Origin of the sequence: Helicobacter cappadocius (assembly GCF_030688855.1) — a bacterium.
GTDB lineage: Bacteria > Campylobacterota > Campylobacteria > Campylobacterales > Helicobacteraceae > Helicobacter_J > Helicobacter_J cappadocius.
Genome location: NZ_JAUYZK010000014.1, coordinates 21,621 through 40,641 on the forward strand (window position 1 = coordinate 21,621; position 19,021 = coordinate 40,641).

Sequence of the window (19,021 nt, forward strand, 5' to 3'; positions counted from 1 at the left end):
ATAGGAGATTGTAGAAATGAATAAAGAACCTATGAGTCAATATGGGTACGAAAAGCTCTGTGCAGAACTAAAAAACCTCAAAGAGGTGGAGCGTCCAAATATTGTCAAAGAAATAGATATTGCTAGAGGGCATGGCGATCTCAAAGAAAATGCTGAATATCACGCCGCAAAAGAAAAGCAGGTTTTTATAGAAGCTAGAATTAATGATTTGAGTGAAATTCTAAATAACTCTCAAGTTATTGATCCTTCAAAACTTCCACACGATAAGGTGAGTTTTGGTAGTACTGTAAAAATTTTAAATTTAGATAACGATAAAGAGTTTATTTATAGTATTGTTGGAAGCGTAGAGAGCGATCCTTCTAGTGGTCTTATTTCTTTTGGCTCTCCTATTGCAAAAAGTTTGATCGGAAAAGCACCTGGCGATGAAGTAAATATAAAACTTCCTAATGGAGAAAATAGTTTTGAAATTTTGGAAGTTTTTTATCAAGATATAAAGTTTGAAAAATGAATATAAAAATCAAAAAACTGCATCCAGATGCACTTGTGCCAAAATATCAAACATTGCAAGCAGCAGGTTTTGATATTCACTCCATTGAGGATACTATAGTTGCAGCACAAGAGAGTAAGCTTATCAAAACCGGATTGAGCATGTCTATACAAAATGGATATGAATTACAAATCAGACCTAGAAGTGGTCTCGCACTCAAACATTCTATCAGTGTATTAAATTCTCCAGGCACTATTGATAGCGATTATCGCGGGGAAATTATGGTAATTTTAATCAACCACTCTACACAAGAGTTTGCAATCAAAAAAGGTGATAGAATTGCACAAGGAGTAGTTAGCAAGGTTTATCAAGCTGATTTTATAGAAGTTGAAGAACTTGATGATACTCTTAGAGGCTCAGGTGGTTTTGGTAGCAGTGGAATCAAATAAAGAGGAGTAAAAAAAGTGAGCATTAAAGATAATATCAAACAAATACAAGAAGAATTTAAGGGCGATGAAAAAATTTTAGAAAGTGCTTTCAAACTAGAGAGGTTTTACAATAAGTATAAATATATTTTATTTGCAATTATCATAGCGTTGTTGGTATGGTTTTTGTATTACCAATTTTCAATCTATCAAGAAAACAAAAAAGCTCAAAATATAACTCAAATCTATAATCAGTTATTAAAAGATCCAAACAATCAAGCATTGCTTGATAACTTAAAATCCAAATCAAAAGACCTATATGATCTCTATAGGTATACACAAGCTATGAAAAATGCAGATGTAAAAGAGCTTAAAGAAATCATAGATTCTAGGGGTTCTATGGATAAAAAAAATCCTGATATAATCAAAATCTTAGCAGAGTATCAATACGCTTCTTATTTAAAAAATCCTCAAGCACTACAAGCTATGACAGATACTGGAATGAAAGACTTTTCGATACTTCAAGAGGCTTATTTACTACAACAAAATGGAAAAATACAAGAAGCTCAAAACTTGCTAAATCAAATAAGTGCTTCTTCAAGCACATTCCAGATAGCAAATCTATTGAAACATTATGGCGTCAAAGATTTTAGTTCAATTGAAAAAATAAAAAATAATTTAAATAAAGAATCCACTAACAACGAGGATAAAAGTGATAAAAAATAGTTTTGTTTATCTTATATTTGCGATTTTATTTGTTTTTGTGGGATGCAGTTCAAAAAAGTTTTTTGAACCTACAAAAATAGATAGTTTTATGAAATTTAAAGACAAACTAACCGATCATATACAAACCTCTAATCGTTTCGGGGCTGTATTGAAAAATGGTTCAGTTATAACCCAAAATGGGGTTAGTTATATCAAGCTAGATAAAAATTCTTTGTTTTTAAATGACTCTGATGATTATTATATCATTACTCAAAAATGCGATCAAATAGAGCTCATCAACAAAAAAACTCAAGAGTCCATTTTTATCCCTGTAGATACTTGTGCTTTGAGTGCTTCAATAAAAGCGGATAAACTCGCAGTTATTTTAGCTGATAACTCTACTAACATTTATGATATCAAAACAAAAGAAATTCTCTTTTCCCAAAAAGGTACCCCTAGTATAGCCATCAACTCCCTCTTAAGTGCCCCAATTTTCTTGGATACATTGGTTGTTTTTCCAACCTTAGATGGAAGACTTTTGGTGGTGGATGAAAAATCTTATAGTATTGTTAGAAATATTATTATTAATAGTGAAAAATTTTTCAATAATGTGATTTATCTAATGGTAGATGGAGAAAATATGTTTGCCGCTACTCCAAAACGTATCATGTCTATTATTTCTGGACGAGAGTTTAGCTATGATGCAGATATTAGGGATATATTATATGATAAGAATTACCTTTATGTTTTGACTCTTGAAGGTCAAATTATTCAGCTTGATAAAACCTTAAGAGAAACAAATAAAGTCAAGCTACCCTTTGCGACTTTGAATGCCATAGTTGTGATAGGTAATAAATTATATACTATCGAAAAAACAGGCTATCTTATTGAACTAAATATTGATAATTTTACCTATAAGGTGATTGAGGTCAAAGGCATGTTTGGGAAAAAGAAACTTGATAAAATAAATTTTTATGACAAAAATAGAATTTACTACGACCAATATTATATTGATTTTACTAAAGAGTAATAAATGATACTTTGCGATATAGGAAATACTTATATTCATTTTTGTGATACATATAAAATTTGGAAAAATCTTCCTGATGAAATAAACAAAAAAGAACTTTCTTCAGATGTTTATTATATTAGCGTGAATTCTATCAACGAGAAAAAACTTCTCAAGGCTCATAAAAACTCTTATAACATTGCTAGTATTGTCAATCTTGATACTCCTTATGTAGGACTGGGGATAGATAGAAAAGCTGCTTGTTTGGGTGTAGAAAATGGAGTGATTATAGATGCTGGAAGTGCAATTACAGTGGATGTAATGGATGCTGGAAATCATTTAGGTGGAATTATATTGCCAGGATTGGCGGCTTATACACAGGCTTATAGAAGCATTTCTCCTGCATTGGAAAAACGTATCAATTTTGGAATGGACTTTGATGAACTCCCTTTGAATACTCAATCAGCTATCAGTTATGGTGCTATAAAAAGCGTAGTTTTGACTATAAAAGAAATCGTCGGCGATAAAAAAGCTTATTTTACAGGTGGTGATGGGAAATTTCTAGCAAAGTTTTTTGAAAAAGCTATTTATAGCGAAATGTTAGTCTTCAATGGTATGCAAATCTCTATAGACAAAGCCTTGAAAAAGCACAAGGAGCAAAAATGATAACTATTGCACTGCCAAAAGGTCGAGTTGCCGAGAAAACCTTAGAATTATTTCAAAAAATCTTGAAGCAAGAGTTTGTCTTTGAAGATCGAAAACTTATTTTAGAATGTTCGGATTTTAGATTCTTGCTTGTACGTAGTCAAGATGTTCCTACCTATGTGCATTATCAGGCTGCCGATATTGGTGTGGTAGGGCTAGATGTATTGGAAGAAAGTGAGCTTGATTTATTACGTTTACTTGATTTAGGTATCGGAAAATGCAAGGTTGTTGTGGGATCTGAAATAGGAAAAAATATTGATTATCGAAAATCTAGAATAAAAATCGCCACTAAAATGCCCAATATCACCATTAAATATTTCTCCAAAAAAGCTATCCCTGTAGATGTTATCAAACTCTATGGATCAATCGAACTAGCACCATTGGTGCAGCTCTCTGATGGAATTGTAGATATTGTTGAGACAGGGGCAACGATGAAACAAAACAACCTAAAGGTCGATGAAGTAATCATGGAATCAAGTGTCTATCTTATTGCCAACAAAAATAGCTTCTATGCTAAAAAACAAGCTATCTTTGATTTGCAAGCACAATTACACTCATCAATAAAGGCAGTAAAATGAAAAAAATATTTTTTCTGTTTTTGTTCTTTTTGTCTCCACTTTTTTCCCAATGGCAAATGTTTAGTGATAAAACAGATACCTATCTTTATAACACTATTACAGGTGAAGTATATATTCGCTATAAGAAAAATGGTAAAAATTACGAAGATGTATTTGTTAAAATGCCTAAAGGAGTGATTCCTCAAGGAAGTGAATTTGCCCCAGAAATTTCTGTAGAAACACCCAGCTCCTCTCAAAAAAAAGATTCCAAAATGGAAGCCATTAAAAAAGCTCAAGACATTATGAATCAATCTATTGGAGAATGATGATGGAAACCTCTTTGATTTCTTTATTTGTGATGGCATTGAGTATGTCTTTTAGCCATTGTGTAGGAATGTGTGGAGGAATTGTAATCGCGTATTCAAGTGCAAAAATTCACAAAGATACAAGCAAGGCTTATCAAATTTTTTCTCACATTTTATACAGTTTAGGCAGAGTAAGTTCTTATACAATAATTGGCGTTGTGAGTGCTTATGTTGGATACAAGATTTCAGCTTCTATTCAAGCTAAGGGCATATTGTTTATTATTGTGGGGGTATTTTTGATTTTATTTGCAATATTATATGTTTTTTTTCCAAAAGCGATTTCTTATATCGAACCTTCTTTGCCAAAAAATCCACAAAATATATTATCACAGAGCTTTAAAAGATTTTTTGTTTATCTTATGCAATCTCAAAATTTGAGTAGTTTTTACGGATTGGGCATTTTGAATGGTTTGTTACCTTGTGGAATGGTTTATTTTTTTGCTAGTTATGCCCTCACTGCACCTAGTGCTGTTGCTGGAGGTCTCATAATGGTGGTCTTTGGTCTTGCTACTATTTTGCCGATGTTTACACTAGGTTTTATTACTGGAAAAATAAATACTTCTTCTTTTCGTAATATTTTTTTAAAAATTTCATTTGTTCTGATGTTGGGTTTTGGTGGAATTAGTGTATATAAAGGTATTTCTATATTACAAGGAAAATCTCATACTATGGAACATCAAATGAATATGAATCATACAGATCATCATTTATCTCATCAGATGGATATGCAATGAAAGCTGTATTTTTCGATAGAGATGGAGTAATAAACCAAGATTTTGGATATGTCTATGAAGCTAAAGAATTTATTTTTGTAGATAATATTTTTAATCTCTTAAAATATTGCAAGGATAAAGGATTTTTACTTTTGCTTATTACAAACCAATCTGGAATTGGTAGGGGATATTACACACTCAAAGATTTTGAAGAGCTTACTGATTATATGCAAAATGAACTAAAAAAGAAACTTGGATTTGGCTTTGATCGTATTTATTTTTGCCCACATTCTCCTGAAGAAAACTGTCTGTGTAGAAAACCTAAAACAGGTATGATAGATGAAGCAAAAAAAGATTATAATCTTGATCTTAAAGAATGTTTCATCATTGGAGATAAATCCACCGATATTGAGGCTGGACAAAATGCCAATATTGGGCACAAGATATTTTTAAAAAATACCAACGAAGGTATTTTGAATGACAAAGGTGTCCATACCGTATTTTCTGTGAATGGGGCATTGGAAGTTATGATTAGCTTATTAGGGAAGTGATTTAAAAGTATCGTTATAAAACAAAATTCATCAAAGGATAAAAAATGTTTGGGCTTGAAGATAAAAATCCTCATATCTTGGTTATAGGGGATCTAATGATAGATCATTATGTCTGGGCAAAGTGTGAACGCATATCTCCAGAGGCTCCTGTTCAGATTGCTGAAGTAAAAGACGAAAGCAATCGACTAGGTGGGGCTTGTAATGTTGGTAACAACCTCGTTTCACTAGGAGCAAAAGTTTCAATGTGTGGAGTGATAGGCAATGATGACACAGGAAAATGGCTCGTTAAAAATTTGGATTCATTGGGGATTGATATTCAAAATATATTTATTCAAAATCATCGTCCTACAACAAAAAAAACACGTGTTATTGTTTCCAATCAGCAGGTTTTGAGAGTAGATAAAGAAGATAAATCAGCTATTTCTGAAGAGATTTCAAAAGAAATATTTGCTACTCTTGAACACAAAATCTCAAATTATGATTGCATCATCTTATCTGATTATAATAAAGGGGTTTTAAACTCATTTCTTACACAAAAAATCATTAAACTAGCTAGAAGTGAAAATAAGCTTATTTTATGCGATCCTAAAGGAAATGATTTTGAAAAATATAAAGGTGCAACTCTTTTAACACCCAATAAAAATGAAGCACAAATAGCCACAAAAACAGCTATTACTGACGATAATACGCTCACTAATGCCCTTAAAAGTTTGAAAAAAGATTGCAATCTTAGTATTTCACTTATTACTTTAAGTGAAGATGGTATTGCTTTGCTTGATAAAAAAAATAAGCTCACAAAAATCCCAACCATTGCAAAAGAAGTTTATGATGTTACTGGAGCAGGGGATACAGTGATAGCAGCTTTGGGGTTTGCACTCTCAGGAGGTCTTGATATTTATAAGGCTTGTGAATTTGCCAATGCTGCAGCTGCAGTAGTGGTAGGAAAAGTTGGAAGTGCAGTCGCGACACACGCAGAGATCGCTCAACATCTGCATTCTTGTGCATACTCTGATTCAAGTGATAAAATTCTTTCAAAAACTTCTCTTCTAACAACCCTCCAGTCTTTAAAAAATAAAAAAATTATCTTCACTAATGGTTGTTTTGATATCTTACACAGAGGGCATATTTCATATTTGCAAAAAGCAAAAAAAATGGGAGATATTCTCATTGTGGCACTTAACAGCGATGCTTCTGTAAAAAGATTAAAAGGAAAAGCTAGACCGATAAATCCTCAAGATGATAGAGCTTATATCCTTTCAGCACTTGAATGTGTAGATTTTATTGTGATTTTTGATGAAGATACTCCAGAAGACATCATTTCTTTGATTTCTCCAGATGTATTGGTCAAGGGCAAAGATTATGAAGGGAAGCAAATTGCAGGATCAAAATATGCCAAAGAAACTAGATTGATTGATTTTGTTGATGGAATATCTACGACTAATATTTTAAATAAAGCCAAGCTCATATAAGGAGACAAAATGAAAGACTTTATCAAAAACCAATTTTCAACCCATATAGCTACCGTTGAAAAAACCTTAGAAGTCCTAGAGGATGACATTAAAAAAGTTGCTTTTACTTTAAGTGAGTGCATCTTCAGTGGAGGAAAAATACTATTTTGTGGCAATGGTGGAAGTGCAGCAGATGCACAGCATTTTGCCGCAGAATTAAGCGGTAGATACAAAAGAGAGCGAAAAGCATTTGCGGGAATTGCCATTACTACAGATACCTCTGCACTCACAGCAATAGGAAATGATTATGGCTATGAATATATATTTTCCAGACAGGTTGAAGCACTTGCAAATCCTTTTGACATTGTATTTGGAATCTCTACAAGTGGCAATTCTAAAAATGTTGTCAATGCACTAAAAATAGGTCGAAATATAGGTTGTAAAACCATAGGATTAAGCGGAAGAGATGGGGGGGTTATGAATGAAGTCTGCGATATTAATCTAGTTATTCCTAGCAATGATACTGCCCGCATTCAAGAAGCTCATATTCTTATCATACATATTTTGTGTGATGTGATCGAACGCGACAATATGTAAAATTATTTTTAAGGAAAAAATTTTGGAATATTTTAGGCAAACTTATCTTGTAAAATTTTGGAATCCACTCCCTGCAGTTATTGCACTTGGAATATTATCGACTTATTATTTTGGATTGAGTGGAAGTTTGTGGGCAGTTACAGGTGAATTTACTCGTTGGGGAGGGCATATACTGCAGTTTTTTGGCGTAGATATTAGTAGATTTGGATATTACAAGATCCAAAACATGAGTGGAACCCCACTGACTAGAAACGATGGGATTATGGTCATTGGAATGTTTTTGGGTTGCCTCATAGCAAGTCTATGGGCGAATAACTTTAAGCTCAGGTTTCCTACAAGTCCTATCAGAATAGCCCAAGCTCTCATAGGAGGCATTATTTCTGGATTTGGAGCAAGACTTGCTATGGGTTGTAATCTAGCAAATTTTTTTACAGGAATCCCTTATTTTTCACTCCATACTTGGGTTTTTACCATTTGTATGATTGTAGGTGTTTATTTTGGAACAAAAGTCGTCAAACTCCCCTGTTTTCTTCCAAAAGCTACGCCATTTAAGGTAGATTCTCAAAAATCCATCGTATCTAATAAAAAAAGAGGGAAGATTTTATTTACACTTGGGTGTATAGTTTTTCTTCTTTCATTAGCATGGATGATTTATCTCACCTATACTTCACCTATTCCAAAAAACAAAACAATGCCTATTTTAGGAATGGCGCTAGGCTTTGGGATTTCATTTGGTTTTATTGTGGCTAGAGCACAGATTTGTTTTACTTCGGCTTTTAGAGATCTTTTTATTATGGGAAGAAGCCAGATGGCAAAAGCGGTGATTGCTGGAATGGCGGTCTCTAGTATAGGAGTTTTTAGCTATGTGATGCTAGGAACTGAGCTTAAGCTCTCTTGGATGGGACCCAATATCATATTAGGAGGATTGCTTTTTGGATTTGGTATCGTCCTAGCTGGAGGATGTGAGTGTGGCTGGATGTATCGAGCAGTAGAAGGGCAGGTGCATTACTGGATAGTAGGTGTTGGGAACATCATCGGTACGATGTTATTAGCCTTTAGTTGGGACTATTATGGCGAAGCATTAGCCACCTCTTGGCCCAAGATCAATTTGCTTGAAGTTTTTGGAAACCATGGAGGGCTGATAGTGAATTATGTACTTTTATTTTTGAGTTTTCTTGTGATCCTTTGGCTCCAAAAGAGATTTTTTGCCATTAAAGCTAGAAATAGCCAAAGGATAGACAATGCAAAATAAAAAAATCACTCCTAATTATAGATTAGAACTGTTTGGAGAAACCTGTCCTTATCCAGCTATAGCCACGATAGATGCGATGGAAAAGCTTCAAAAAGGCGAAGTGCTAGAAGTTTTGAGTGATTGTGCTCAGAGTATCAATAACATCCCCCTAGATGCGAAAAATCACGGCTATGAAGTACTACAAATCAACCAAGAAGGTTGTGTGATTTCTTTTTTGATAAGAAAATAATCAACCTTTAGAGATATTTTTAAGCTTGAGATAAGCCTTTTGAGATAAAATACAATTATTATTTATCTTATAAAGGATTATAAAATGTCTTATTCTAATTTTTCTATGGGGGGGGGGGACTCAAAAGCGACTTCTTAAACTCCTAGCTCTCTGCACACTTTCTCTTCCTTTTTCGCTTGAAGCATGGGACTGTTATAGTTCAAGTGCTACTTTTGTGAATTGGGGAAATGAATTCCCTTCTAGCCTTACACCTGAAAATTCAAGTGCTTGTATCACAATTGGAGAAGATGATTCAGCCTCTCCTGTTTATAACAAAAGCGACTTGGGTGATTCTTATTTTTCAAGTACATATGTTGAGATATACAAAAATCCAAAATCACAATTCACTGAATTTCATAATCTAGGAAATTTTAATTTTGCAAATGGGAGGAATTTTACTTTTGATATGCCTGATGTCGATTATTATTTAGATGGTGGTTTATTTAATATCCAGTATGGGAGAATAATTTTAAATGGTAGAGATTTTTATTCACAAGGAGAATTTATAGTAAATCATAAACTCAATTTGAACTTTAGAGATTTTATTAATGTTAGTAATACAAAAATTAGCGGTGTAGATGGGGATGTGACTATCAATCTCACAGGAAAGTTCAGCAATGATTCAAAACTTAATATCACAGGACCTAGCGAATATAAGACACCTCCATACATAACTATAAATGGAGGGGATTTTTATAATGGCGTAGATCACAGCAGTAGCCAGGAATATTTTAGTGGAAGTATCGTGCTAGAACATGCAGTTTTGACTATAAAAAAAAATCTTATCTCTGAAGGGGTAGATAAAGACAATCGCTCAAACGTCATTCTTAGTAACAACTCTGAATTAAGAGTTAGTGGAGATTTTATCAATGGAGCTTATAGTGATGTTTATATCAATCCATCTCATAATTATCGCGATAGATCTAAGCTTAGCGTATACGGAAATATGATCAATCAAGGGGAGATACATTTAGCTGCAATAATGGATGATCATGGGATTTATGTCGGTAAAAATTTTATTAGCAAAGAAGGGAGCAAACTTTATTTTACTGGAGGATATACCTATTATGGAGCCATAAAAGCCACAGATGTTGATATCAAAGGAGCTTCAGTATATTTTTTAAAAGGAGAGACTATATTAGATAGACCTTATGATTTTCTAGTTGCAACTGGTATATTCAGCTATGATACTTCGCTACTAGGGGTGCAAGATGTTATCTCAGATGATGGAAGCATGAATGATTTCTATGAAGCGGTAGTAGGAACTGGCTTTGACGATCATGGTGCAAGAACTCTAAAAGTTACCTATAGATACAAAACTAAAAAACCCAAAAAAGAAGTCAATACTTCAGGTAATAGCAATAATAACACCACCAGCACAACTATCACCAACAACACCGATACCACCACTACAACCAATGCTGATACCAACACCAATATAGCAAACACTGAACCTCAAAAAGAAGTCAATATTTCAGATAATACCAGCACAACAAACGCTAGTAATACTACCAGTGCAGGAACTATCCAACCATCCAAAGAAGAAGTGAGTATTTCAAGCAATAACAACACTGATACTACCACCAGTGATACCGATACCACAACCAACGTAGCAACAACCGAACCTCAAAAAGAAGTCAATATTTCAGATAATAGCAATAATAACACCACCAGTAACACAGATAACACCACCATTGCAGGAAACACCACCAGCACAACTATCACCAACAACACCGATACCATTGCTAAAATACCCGGCATTAAAGACAAATATACCTCTAGCGAAATAGCCTTCATCGACGCATTTAGCAAAGAAAATCCAATTCCAGGATTTGACATCAAAAACTTGAGTATGAATCAAATCAGAACCATATCCAAAAATATCAATGATGGACTAGAGTATTACTCTCATTCCAAAGATACTGCTTTAAATGGAGGATTTGAAGCTATCAAAGCCAATGTATTTTCTCGTATGATAGGAGGAGGTAGTTCTAGTGCGACTTATCATCAAGCCAGATCAGATGTATTACTCTACAATCCTTCTAATCGCTATGCCATAAATACTAAATTAGCCCCACCTACTGATGTGGTAAATATCTTTAAAGAATCTACAAAATCCCAAAAACCTAACAACCTCTATGTCAATGTCTTAGGAGCTTTTCAAACCTCTAGTAGTGGCTATGGATACGGCTATGGACTTTCTGTAGGTTATGATAGAAACTTTGAAGATAAGATGTTTATTGGGGCATATCTAGCTTATATCGGAGGAGGGCAAAAACTTGATATGCTCTCAAATCAAACTCAAGGATTTGAAATAGGAGTGTATGGAAGGTTTGAAACCTCCATATTAGAAACAGATCTAATCCTCAATCAAGGCTATGCGTATAACAAAAATACAAAAAAAATTACCATCTTAGATAACATCTACAGTACCTCTTCAGGATATGGCACTCAAAGTTTTGATGTGCTTTTACAAAGTGGTCCGAAATTTATCTTGGGTAAAAACTCTATCAAACCATTTGTTGGAGTCAATCTGAATTTTTACACAGGAGCAAATGTGACTGAAGATACAGAGGTGTTTGCAAGTTCATATGATTTCAAAGATAGCGTGTATTTGAGCGAGGTCATCGGAATAGAATATAAGAGAGCTTTCAAAAATGGATATTTTTTCCTTCGTCCTTCTTATGAAGCTAATATCTATAGCAATGCAACTGAAACAAAAGTAGTTTTTCTAAATAACACTATCTCCATAGCACCTCCTGCTAAAGAAATGTTTGCTTCAGTATTACTGGGCGGAGAAATGAATATCAATGATTCTTTATTATTCAATCTCAATCTCTCCACAAAAGCTTCCAATAAAAAGACATTCATCGCCACAGGTCTAGCATCTTTAAAATATGTATTCTAGGAATAAAAAAGAGGGGATTATTTCCAATCCTCTCCAATACCTAGCAATACACAGTGATTAAAATTCGGTAAAACACAATAGGCATATAACTCACTTCCAAGTCCCAAGAACTCCAAATCAGTTAAATATCTTCCATCAAAGCTTAGATAAAAAGTTTTTGCTTTTTTGTCATCATATTGTTCTGCTAGGATTCCTCCTACACCAATTCCTCCAAAATTGCTATATTTGATAAAATTCTTGAGTATGAAATTAGTCAGCACAAGCTGCCCATTAAGCTTTTGCTTCTCATTTTCAGAAAGTCCAGAATACACTGAATGTTCGATAATATATCTTTTGCGAAAAATAGGATATTTTTTTTGGATCGATTGAACTTTGACTTGTTTATAGTAAGATTTTAGGATTTGGATATTTTCATAGAGATAATCCTGTGCATTTTTTGCCTCTAGTGTATAAAAATAGCACTCTAGCAAACCAAATGCTAAAAATATCCTAAAATATCGGTATTGAAGGAAAATAAACTTTTTCAAAATGCTATATTAAGCTCAACGCTTCCAAAATTATGCCCACCTTGTGGTTCTGTTCTGAAAGTTTTGCTCGTGTGTGTGAATGTATAGGCAAGTCGAAAGCCTCTATATAGAAGTGCTCCACCTATTTCGCCATCATAAATCAAATACTCCATATCAATACCCGTAGATTTTCCAAAGCTATTGCCTTGTATAAAAATATTTCTAGCTTGATATCTTCCAGAGATTCCACCAAAAACATAGAAGGAAAACCTATTATTATAAGGCATTCCTCCACTAAAGCTAGAATTTACCTTATTCACTCCAAAATCAGAATCTAGGTTATAGCCAATCCTCCAGCGACCCCCTAGTGAAAAATGTGTATCAGCATTTCCAAGTGCCACATCAAGTGCAGGTAGAATATCTGAAGAAATATATCTACTATCCCATAAATAAATTTTTTTGATAAGCTGATAGTCTAGATTGAGGATAAACTCACTCTTTAGCTGCGTTCCCCAACCATAGAAAATAGGATTATTAGTAAGATAATGAATAAATTTTTGAGTTTCATAAGCAACAGAACTAGGACCCACCATTCCAGCTGACAAAACAATATTCTCTAGCAAACTCTCTTGTCTGTGTGAGAGCCCAAAATTTAATCTCAAATATCCTCCATATGGATGATCTCCGATATCGGGAGGATTTGTTCTAGAGTAGGGTGTATAAATATCTTGAGCCAAGGAGATTTTAAAACGACTTATTTTTGGTTGATTTGGGAAAAAACTTATATACTTAAGCCAATGTATCTTAGAATCCTTGTTTTGACAGTCAAAATCATATTCCTTGCTTGTATATCCCAATATTGTCCCTGCTGTGTAATATCTATCTACGAATTGATTGACATAGGCGTCATTTTCGCTCAATATATTGAAAAATTGCTTTTGATAAGGAACTAACTGGGTTTCACATACCCTATCATCTCCAAATATTATCCCACAAAATACCAACATAAAGACAAAAATATTTTTTTTTATCACTTGATGCTCCAGATTGCTAAGATAATTTCACAATTTCGCAAAAGCTATCGAAAAATAATTTTTTAGCTTCAGACATACTCATAGCAATGGAATCAATACAAATATCACCATTCTTATTACCCACCTTTCCTAATACCGAGCAAGGGATCTGATATTTTTTGCAATTCTTCTGTAAGAGTGTTAAATCTTCAGGGTTTATTTCAACAACAATACAACTTTGAGATTCACTAAAAATCATATCTTTTTGCACTCCATCAGAGCTGTTGAATGCAGTTTTTATCTCTATGCCCATATTTCCCAATAACGCCATTTTTGCCAGAGCGATGCTAAGCCCACCTTTACCGATATCTTTTGCACTTTTGATGATTTTGCTATCAAAATTATCCTTCATCAACTCCCAGAGATGTTTTTCTTTTTCAAGATCTATTTTGGGAGGTTTTCCTTCGCAGGTGTTATAGATTATTTTTTGGACCACGCTTCCCCCAAAATCCTCCCGTATTTCACCTAATAATACTAGTAGATTTCCTTTTTCTTTCAAACCTGAAGTGATAGGGGTGTATCCTTTTTGTATTAGCCCCACACTTACAATAGTTGGAGTAGGATAAATATCTACTGAATCAGTCTGATTATACAAGGAAACATTCCCGCTAATTACTGGTGTTTGTAGTATTTGAGCAGCTTCTTTAATCCCATCAGTAGCCTCTTTGAACTGCCACATCACTTCTGGATTTTGAGGATTTCCAAAATTCAAACAATCGCTGATTGCTAAAGGCTTTGCACCCCTAGTCACACAATTTCTTCCTGCGGTTGCAACAGCGATTGCCGAACCTTGTTTGGGGTCTAAATAGCAGTATCTAACAGGACAATTTACATTCATCGCCAATGAAGTACCATTTTCTTTGATCCTAATTACACTAGCATCAGTTTGACCACTTGAAACAATTGTGTTTGTTTGCACAGTACTATCATATTGAGAATATATCCAAGACTTATCAGAAATATCCAAACTAGATAACAATTTTTTAAAGATTTCTTGTTGAGAAAAAGTGTTTCTTTTATACTCATTTTTATTAATTTCATTTAAATACTTTGGTTTACTAATAGGTCTATCTAAAATAGGAGCATTTTCACTCAAAGCCTCAATGGGTATTTGAGCACATTTTTCCCCATTCCAAAACAACTCCATATTCCCAGTATCTGTAACCTCGCCGATAATCTCTACATCAAGTTCCCATTTTTGGAATATTTCCATCACTTCTTTTTCGAAACCTTTTTTTGCACAAATAAGCATTCTTTCTTGAGATTCGCTCAGCATTAATTCATAAGGTCCTAGTCCTTCTTCTCTGACAGGAACTTTATCTAAATGCATTATCATACCACTTCCAGAGCGACCAGCCATCTCAAAACTTGAACTACTTAATCCTGCTGCACCCATATCCTGAATACCTACTATCAATTTTTTTTCAAATAATTCCAAACAAGCTTCAAGTAAAAGTTTTTCGGTAAATGGATCGCCTATCTGCACAGTAGGACGTAAAGATTTTGAATCCTCGTTGAAACTATCACTACTCATAACAGCACCCCCAAGTCCATCTGCCCCTGTCTTGCTCCCAACATAAATAACAGGGTTTCCTATTCCTTCAGCTCTTCCATAAAATATCTCCTCATTTTTTACGATACCCAATGTAAAAGCATTCACCAAAATATTTCCATTATAACAGGCTTCAAAACTAGTCTCTCCTCCTATAGTTGGCACACCCATACAATTACCATAACTAGCAATTCCATCTACCACACCACGAAGTAGATATTTATGTTTTTTGCCTATTTCATCATCTCTATAAATCTCTCCGAAACGAATAGAATTGAGATTTGCCACAGGTCTTGCCCCCATCGTAAAAATATCTCTCATAATTCCACCTACTCCTGTCGCTGCACCTGCACGAGGTTCTATAAAACTAGGATGATTGTGCGATTCTATTTTAAATACTGCTGCATATCCATCGCCTATATCAATCACTCCGGCATTTTCTCCAGGTCCAACAATAACATAAGGTGCAGTCGTTGGAAATCCTTTTAGATATTTTTTGCTCGATTTATAGCTACAATGCTCACTCCACATCGCTGAAAATATAGCTATTTCAAGTAAATTAGGTTCTCTATGCAGTATTTGCTTGATTTGTTCATAATCGTTTTGATCAAGTTTGTGATTTTTGAGAATTTCAGAAATATTTTCTAATGGCTGATTCATTTTTTGAGTTTCCTTGAGTTTTTAGCTATTAACAATGTGCTAATTTTATCAAAATTAGAAATAAAACAAAGAAAAATGAGAAATTTATCAAATTTTAGTATTTCCTAAGTATCAAATAAAGATTTATCTATTAAAATGCTAAGAATTAAGAGATGATTAGGAGAGTGCGAATATGAAATACATCAAGTTTTTTAAGGAACTGAACAACAAAGATGTCCCCTTGGTGGGCGGAAAGAATGCAAGTATCGGGGAAATGTTCCAAGAACTCGTACCAGTGGGGATTAAAGTTCCAAATGGATTTGCTATCACTAGCGATGCGTATTGGTATTTACTAGATAGTGGAGGCATCAAGCAAAAAATCGTTGATTTACTTGAAAATGTAGATGTTACAGAAATAGATGTTTTAAAAACCAGATCAAAAAAAATCCGTGAATTGATATTTGGAACTCCATTTCCTGCAGATCTTAGAGATGAGATATTCCAAGCCTACAAAATGCTAAGCGATGAATATGGAATGAATGAAGCTGATGTGGCAGTAAGAAGTTCAGCTACTGCCGAAGATCTCCCAGATGCTTCATTTGCAGGACAACAAGATACTTATTTGAGCGTAAAAGGTCAAACTGAGTTGATCCATTATATCAAGTCTTGTTTTGCCTCTCTTTTTACCGATAGAGCTGTTAGTTATAGAGCTTCTAGGGGTTTTGATCATTTTAAAGTTGCCTTGAGTGTAGGGATACAAAAAATGGTACGAGCGGACAAGGGTAGTGCAGGGGTGATGTTTTCTATAGATACAGAGACAGGTTTTAAAGATGCTGTTTTTATTACTTCAAGCTGGGGATTGGGTGAAAATGTCGTGGGTGGAACAGTAAATCCTGATGAATTCTATGTTTTTAAGCCTACTTTAGAGCAGGGCAAAAGACCTATTATCAAACGTCAATTAGGCACTAAACATCTCAAAATGGTGTATGCTCCAAAAGGAAGTGATCATCCTACCAAAAACATTAAGACAACTCAAAAAGAACTTGAAACTTTCTCTATTACTGATGAAGATGTCTTGACTTTGGCTAGATATGCCATAGTTATCGAAAAACATTACACAAAAGAAGCAGGTGAATATCGTCCGATGGATATGGAATGGGCAAAAGACGGGGAAAGTGGCGAAATTTTTATCGTTCAAGCTAGGCCTGAAACCGTCCAAAGTCAAAATATCAAAAAACTAAATGGTCAAAGGATTGAAAAGTTTAGATTTAAAAATACAGATGAGGATAAAGAAATCATCATTAATGGAAAAGCTATTGGAGGGAAAATAGGTGCAGGAAAAGTCAGGATCATTAATGATATTGCACATATGAATAGTTTTAAAGAAGGTGAGATATTAGTCACAGATAACACCGATCCTGATTGGGAACCTGCAATGAAAAAAGCTTCTGCTGTTATCACTAATCGTGGCGGTAGAACTTGCCACGCTGCAATTGTTGCTAGGGAAATTGGTGTTCCTGCTATTGTTGGAGCTGTTGGGGCAACCGATAGGCTTTATACCGGAATGGAAGTAACGGTTTCTTGTGCTGAAGGAGAAGAGGGTTATGTCTATGCCGGAATCCATGAATACGAAGTAGAGACTATCGAACTTTCAAATCTAGGACAAACTAAAACAAAAATCTATATGAATGTAGGAAATCCCGAGAAAGCTTTCAGTTTTTCACAGCTTCCAAATCACGGGGTAGGGTTAGCAAGAATGGAACTTATCATTTTAAATCAAATCAAAGCCCATCCTCTAGCACTTCTAGATCTTCAAAATGGTAAAAATATCAAAGAAAAACAAGAAATTGAAAAGCTCATTTCAGGTTATGAAAGCCCAAAAGATTTTTTCATCAAAAAAATCGCCGAAGGCATGGGAATGATTTCTGCAGCCTTCTACCCCAATCCTGTAATCGTAAGAACAAGTGATTTTAAATCCAATGAATATAGAGGAATGATAGCTGGAACTGCTTATGAACCTCAAGAAGAAAATCCTATGCTTGGATATCGTGGTGCGAGTAGGTATTATTCAGACTTATATAGAGGTGCGTTTGAATGGGAGTGTCAAGCTCTAGCAATGGTTAGAGATGAGATGGGACTCACCAATATGAAGATTATGATTCCATTTTTAAGAACTCCAGAAGAGGGCAAGAAGGTCTTAGAGATACTTCGAAGAAATGGGCTAGAATCTGGAAAAAATGGCCTTGAGATTTATGTAATGTGCGAACTTCCAGTAAATGTTATTCTAGCTGATGATTTTCTTAATATGTTTGATGGTTTTTCTATCGGCTCAAATGATCTCACACAGCTTACGCTCGGTGTGGATAGAGATGGACAACTTGTTAGTGATATTTTTGATGAAAGAAATCCTGCAATGCTTGAAATGTTCAAAAGAGCTATCAGTGCTTGTAAAAAACATAAAAAATATTGTGGAATATGCGGTCAAGCACCTAGTGATTATCCAGAAATTGCTGAATTTTTAGTTAGAGAAGGAATTGATTCGATTTCTTTAAATCCTGATTCTGTCATATCTACTTGGAATTTGGTTTCAAAACTAGAAAGCGAACTAAACCTGAAATAAAAAGGGAAAATATCATGGTGCATTTTACAGAAGCTATAACTAGAGAACATTTAGAAGATATCCATAAACTTGCCCAAAAAATTTGGCAAGAGCACTATTCAAATATCCTTACAGATGGACAAATCCAATATATGGTGAGTAATTTCCAAAGCCCAGATGCTATGGAAACACAACTCAAAGAAGGGTATCAATATTTCCAGATTTTATCAAAAAATGAAATTGATGGCAGAGAAGTGAATACGCTTGTAGGATATTTTTCATTTGTACAAAAAAATGATTCTGGTGACTTGAGCAAAAATAACTCTATTTTCTTAAGCAAACTTTATATTCAAAAAACCTCTCGAAATCAAGGAATAGCAAAATCTGTAGTCGCATATCTCAAAAGAATTGCTCAAAAATCATCTTGCAATAGCATTTGGCTCACTGTAAATAAACAGAATATGAATTCAATAGAAGCCTATAAAAGATTAGGATTTAAAATCTATAGAGAAGATAGTGTAGATATTGGCAGAGGTTATGTAATGGATGATTATTATATGAAGATAGAATTGTAAAGTGTTTTATATCTTTTGATTTTGCGAAATTTTCTATTTCAAATCTTTGATTTTCGGTGGTTTGTTTATCCGTTGATACCCTAATAT

At 34.2% G+C, this 19,021-nt stretch carries 18 protein-coding genes and 1 pseudogene; 16 read left to right on the plus strand and 3 right to left on the minus strand.

Annotated features, from left to right (window positions below; genetic code table 11):
• Positions 1-16: 16 nt before the first annotated feature.
• The 14 genes and pseudogenes from greA to Q5I06_RS08085 all read left to right on the plus strand — a co-directional run bounded on the left by greA (position 17) and on the right by Q5I06_RS08085 (position 11,990).
• Entirely contained in the window at positions 17-508 is a 492-nt protein-coding gene (gene greA / locus Q5I06_RS08020) for a transcription elongation factor GreA (RefSeq protein ID WP_305517666.1), read from the plus strand.
• The gene (dut, locus tag Q5I06_RS08025; RefSeq protein ID WP_305517667.1) at positions 505-936 is read left to right on the plus strand and encodes a dUTP diphosphatase; all 432 of its coding nucleotides are present in this window, start codon (positions 505-507) and stop codon (positions 934-936) included. Before greA ends, dut begins: the two co-directional genes overlap by 4 nt.
• A gap of 15 nt (positions 937-951) precedes the next feature.
• Complete coding sequence (locus Q5I06_RS08030; protein ID WP_305517668.1) at positions 952-1,638, plus strand: hypothetical protein; 687 nt, start codon at positions 952-954, stop codon at positions 1,636-1,638.
• Between the two features lie 256 nt (positions 1,639-1,894).
• A pseudogene (locus Q5I06_RS08770) lies at positions 1,895-2,510 on the plus strand (hypothetical protein); the annotation flags it as partial.
• Positions 2,511-2,650: 140 nt separating this feature from the next.
• A complete protein-coding gene (locus tag Q5I06_RS08040; protein ID WP_305517670.1) occupies positions 2,651-3,292 on the plus strand; it encodes a type III pantothenate kinase in 642 nt (213 codons plus the stop codon).
• On the plus strand, positions 3,289-3,909 hold the full coding sequence (gene hisG, locus Q5I06_RS08045) for an ATP phosphoribosyltransferase (protein ID WP_305517671.1): 621 nt from the start codon (positions 3,289-3,291) through the stop codon (positions 3,907-3,909). The genes Q5I06_RS08040 and hisG overlap by 4 nt, the downstream gene beginning before the upstream one ends.
• Positions 3,906-4,214: a hypothetical protein gene (locus Q5I06_RS08050; protein ID WP_305517672.1), complete on the plus strand. Its 309-nt coding sequence runs from the start codon at positions 3,906-3,908 to the stop codon at positions 4,212-4,214. Before hisG ends, Q5I06_RS08050 begins: the two co-directional genes overlap by 4 nt.
• Positions 4,214-4,987: a sulfite exporter TauE/SafE family protein gene (locus Q5I06_RS08055; RefSeq protein WP_305517673.1), complete on the plus strand. Its 774-nt coding sequence runs from the start codon at positions 4,214-4,216 to the stop codon at positions 4,985-4,987. The genes Q5I06_RS08050 and Q5I06_RS08055 overlap by 1 nt, the downstream gene beginning before the upstream one ends.
• Positions 4,984-5,517 carry a D-glycero-alpha-D-manno-heptose-1,7-bisphosphate 7-phosphatase gene (locus Q5I06_RS08060; protein ID WP_305517674.1) on the plus strand — a complete coding sequence of 178 codons (534 nt, stop codon included), beginning with the start codon at positions 4,984-4,986 and terminating at the stop codon, positions 5,515-5,517. Before Q5I06_RS08055 ends, Q5I06_RS08060 begins: the two co-directional genes overlap by 4 nt.
• Positions 5,518-5,561: 44 nt before the next feature.
• Positions 5,562-6,986, plus strand: a complete 1,425-nt coding sequence (rfaE1, locus tag Q5I06_RS08065; RefSeq protein WP_305517675.1) for a D-glycero-beta-D-manno-heptose-7-phosphate kinase — start codon at positions 5,562-5,564, stop codon at positions 6,984-6,986.
• Positions 6,987-6,995: 9 nt separating this feature from the next.
• Positions 6,996-7,562: a D-sedoheptulose 7-phosphate isomerase gene (gmhA, locus tag Q5I06_RS08070; protein ID WP_305517676.1), complete on the plus strand. Its 567-nt coding sequence runs from the start codon at positions 6,996-6,998 to the stop codon at positions 7,560-7,562.
• A 22-nt stretch (positions 7,563-7,584) separates the two neighbouring features.
• A complete protein-coding gene (yedE, locus tag Q5I06_RS08075; RefSeq protein WP_305517677.1) occupies positions 7,585-8,814 on the plus strand; it encodes a selenium metabolism membrane protein YedE/FdhT in 1,230 nt (409 codons plus the stop codon).
• The gene (gene yedF, locus Q5I06_RS08080) at positions 8,804-9,043 is read left to right on the plus strand and encodes a sulfurtransferase-like selenium metabolism protein YedF (RefSeq protein WP_305517678.1); all 240 of its coding nucleotides are present in this window, start codon (positions 8,804-8,806) and stop codon (positions 9,041-9,043) included. Before yedE ends, yedF begins: the two co-directional genes overlap by 11 nt.
• 214 nt (positions 9,044-9,257) lie before the next feature.
• Positions 9,258-11,990: an autotransporter outer membrane beta-barrel domain-containing protein gene (locus Q5I06_RS08085; RefSeq protein ID WP_305517679.1), complete on the plus strand. Its 2,733-nt coding sequence runs from the start codon at positions 9,258-9,260 to the stop codon at positions 11,988-11,990.
• Positions 11,991-12,007: 17 nt separating this feature from the next.
• On the opposite strand, the gene Q5I06_RS08090 is transcribed toward Q5I06_RS08085, so the two are convergent.
• Genes Q5I06_RS08090 through purL form a run of 3 tightly spaced genes read right to left on the minus strand, consistent with a single transcriptional unit; the run spans position 12,008 to position 15,781 of the window.
• Positions 12,008-12,460, minus strand: a complete 453-nt coding sequence (locus Q5I06_RS08090) for a hypothetical protein (RefSeq protein ID WP_305517680.1) — start codon at positions 12,458-12,460, stop codon at positions 12,008-12,010.
• A gap of 53 nt (positions 12,461-12,513) precedes the next feature.
• Positions 12,514-13,530 carry a lipid A deacylase LpxR family protein gene (locus Q5I06_RS08095; RefSeq protein ID WP_305517681.1) on the minus strand — a complete coding sequence of 339 codons (1,017 nt, stop codon included), beginning with the start codon at positions 13,528-13,530 and terminating at the stop codon, positions 12,514-12,516.
• A gap of 16 nt (positions 13,531-13,546) precedes the next feature.
• Entirely contained in the window at positions 13,547-15,781 is a 2,235-nt protein-coding gene (gene purL / locus Q5I06_RS08100; RefSeq protein WP_305517682.1) for a phosphoribosylformylglycinamidine synthase subunit PurL, read from the minus strand.
• Positions 15,782-15,953: 172 nt separating this feature from the next.
• Here purL and ppsA point away from each other — a divergent pair, with 172 nt between their 5' ends.
• Complete coding sequence (gene ppsA, locus Q5I06_RS08105; RefSeq protein WP_305517683.1) at positions 15,954-18,380, plus strand: pyruvate, water dikinase; 2,427 nt, start codon at positions 15,954-15,956, stop codon at positions 18,378-18,380.
• Positions 18,381-18,394: 14 nt separating this feature from the next.
• Positions 18,395-18,934 carry a GNAT family N-acetyltransferase gene (locus tag Q5I06_RS08110; RefSeq protein ID WP_305517684.1) on the plus strand — a complete coding sequence of 180 codons (540 nt, stop codon included), beginning with the start codon at positions 18,395-18,397 and terminating at the stop codon, positions 18,932-18,934.
• Positions 18,935-19,021: the final 87 nt, after the last annotated feature.

What these genes read in the sequence shown, in the direction of transcription:
- gmhA (WP_305517676.1), top strand. Translation starts at nt 6,996, where the DNA reads ATGAAAGACTTTATCAAAAACCAATTTTCAACCCATATAGCTACCGTT.
- rfaE1 (WP_305517675.1), top strand. Translation starts at nt 5,562, where the DNA reads ATGTTTGGGCTTGAAGATAAAAATCCTCATATCTTGGTTATAGGGGAT.
- Q5I06_RS08040 (WP_305517670.1), top strand. Translation starts at nt 2,651, where the DNA reads ATGATACTTTGCGATATAGGAAATACTTATATTCATTTTTGTGATACA.
- hisG (WP_305517671.1), top strand. Translation starts at nt 3,289, where the DNA reads ATGATAACTATTGCACTGCCAAAAGGTCGAGTTGCCGAGAAAACCTTA.
- ppsA (WP_305517683.1), top strand. Translation starts at nt 15,954, where the DNA reads ATGAAATACATCAAGTTTTTTAAGGAACTGAACAACAAAGATGTCCCC.
- Q5I06_RS08055 (WP_305517673.1), top strand. Translation starts at nt 4,214, where the DNA reads ATGATGGAAACCTCTTTGATTTCTTTATTTGTGATGGCATTGAGTATG.
- Q5I06_RS08050 (WP_305517672.1), top strand. Translation starts at nt 3,906, where the DNA reads ATGAAAAAAATATTTTTTCTGTTTTTGTTCTTTTTGTCTCCACTTTTT.
- purL (WP_305517682.1), bottom strand. Translation starts at nt 15,781, where the DNA reads ATGAATCAGCCATTAGAAAATATTTCTGAAATTCTCAAAAATCACAAA.
- greA (WP_305517666.1), top strand. Translation starts at nt 17, where the DNA reads ATGAATAAAGAACCTATGAGTCAATATGGGTACGAAAAGCTCTGTGCA.
- Q5I06_RS08110 (WP_305517684.1), top strand. Translation starts at nt 18,395, where the DNA reads ATGGTGCATTTTACAGAAGCTATAACTAGAGAACATTTAGAAGATATC.
- yedF (WP_305517678.1), top strand. Translation starts at nt 8,804, where the DNA reads ATGCAAAATAAAAAAATCACTCCTAATTATAGATTAGAACTGTTTGGA.
- dut (WP_305517667.1), top strand. Translation starts at nt 505, where the DNA reads ATGAATATAAAAATCAAAAAACTGCATCCAGATGCACTTGTGCCAAAA.
- Q5I06_RS08060 (WP_305517674.1), top strand. Translation starts at nt 4,984, where the DNA reads ATGAAAGCTGTATTTTTCGATAGAGATGGAGTAATAAACCAAGATTTT.